General features: G+C 47.7%; 1 pseudogene. It reads left to right on the top strand.

The features are described 5' to 3' along the window. Positions 1 to 1,710 (top strand): annotated as a pseudogene (locus AB4496_RS03180) (conjugative transfer relaxase/helicase TraI); the annotation flags it as partial.

The following is a 1,710-nucleotide window of genomic DNA, read 5'->3' as shown; positions in this document are numbered from 1 at the left end:
ACAGTCAGTCCAAAACAGTCAAATTGGGCGATAAAGAGCAGTTATTGTCACTCAGTGCCGGTAAACCCTTTGAGCTGGCCATGAGCCAAGGTCGCATCGATACCGCTTACATGACCGATATGGTACGTCCACAAAATGACATCTTGCACAATGCACAGCAAAACACCATTGATAAACAGCCGCTCAGCGCCCTAGACAAACTCCAGCAGCAAACCCCTGACACCCAGGGCAACAGCCAGCATGTCATTTCTACGCTGGATGAAAACGACAAAGACCGACGCAGAGCGCAGCTCACCGCCACAGAGAAGCTGCCTTATGTGGTCGCCAAAGACTATTTAGAGCGCACCCCCGAAACGCGAGACAACACACTGATTATCGCGTACACCAACCAGGAGCGAGACACCATCACCGAACACATCCGTGTCGGTTTAATGAAAAAGAGTGAGTTAGGCAAAGAGAACGTCATCGCAACGAGGCTACGCTCAATCGGCGCGACGGGGGAAGAGCTCACCACCATGATGCCGTATCAAAAAGGCTTGATACTGAGCACCAAGCCCGGTGAGTACGCGGCAATCACTCACGTGGATTCTGAGCATGGCGTAGTAACACTTCAAGACGCAAGTACAGGTAAGACAAGGCCGTTCTTACCGCGTAACCGTGATCACCGTTTCACCACCCTGTTCTCTACGTCAGAAAAGCCACTTTCAACCGGCGATAAAATCATCACCCGTTTTACCGATAAAGAGCGCGGCATTAAAGCCAACGTGGAGTACCGCATCACGCAAGCGAATACAGACAGTGTTATCGCTCAATCTAAGACAGGACAAACACTCAGCCTTAACCCTAATGCGCTTAAAGACGGGCACTGGGACTACGCCTACAGTCGAACCGCAGACATGGCGCAAGGATCCACCTATCAACACGTCATTAGCGCGATACAAAGCAAAGGCGCACTGACCAACTTAAGACGCGCCGGTATCGATGTGACTCGTGCCAGTCAGCACATTCGGCTCTATACCGACAACACAAAACAATTGGTCAAAAGCTGGCTCTCTAAAGAGAGCCATAAAGCCAGTGCAATAAAAACCCTTAACCAAATCCCACCCAAAGACACCACATACTTTAACCGTAATGCTCTGCCTCATGAGGACGTCCGATTCCAAAATAAAAGCGGTGACTTTGACTACAACACATTTAGGGAGCACATCAATACGCAACTACCCAAATACACCGAAAGTCTCGCCGTTCAGTTATTAGGCAAGCCTAACCAATCTAAATCAGACCGTGATTACTTAACCTTTGGCATAGGTCCTTCCGCGATTAAAGTGACCCTAACTGGAGAACATCGTGGGTATTTTAAAGACTACACCACAGGCGAAAAAGGCGCATTGATTAACCTTATAATGAGTCATAAGGAAATGGGCTATAAAGCAGCGATGAATGAAGCGAACAAGATGCTAAACGAACCGGACAAATATCAATTGGAGGAAAACAGTAAGCACGAAAAATTACTCAACACCACACCTAGGCATATTGCGCAGTTTGAAGAACGGGCTAAAGATTATATCAATCAAAGCTTACCGATGGATAACACACTGGCCCAAACGTACTTAAACAAGCTCGGTGTCAATAACATTGAAAATAACCAGGTTAAGTTCCACCCGGCGGTCTATTCATCCGAAGACAAATCCTTTCACCCTGCAATGCTAA

Source organism: Vibrio sp. 10N.222.46.A1 (assembly GCF_041473595.1).
In the GTDB taxonomy this organism is placed as follows: domain Bacteria; phylum Pseudomonadota; class Gammaproteobacteria; order Enterobacterales; family Vibrionaceae; genus Vibrio; species Vibrio tasmaniensis_A.
Note: the sequence above shows the minus strand (reverse complement) of the source record. Positions and strands in the feature narration are given on the sequence as shown.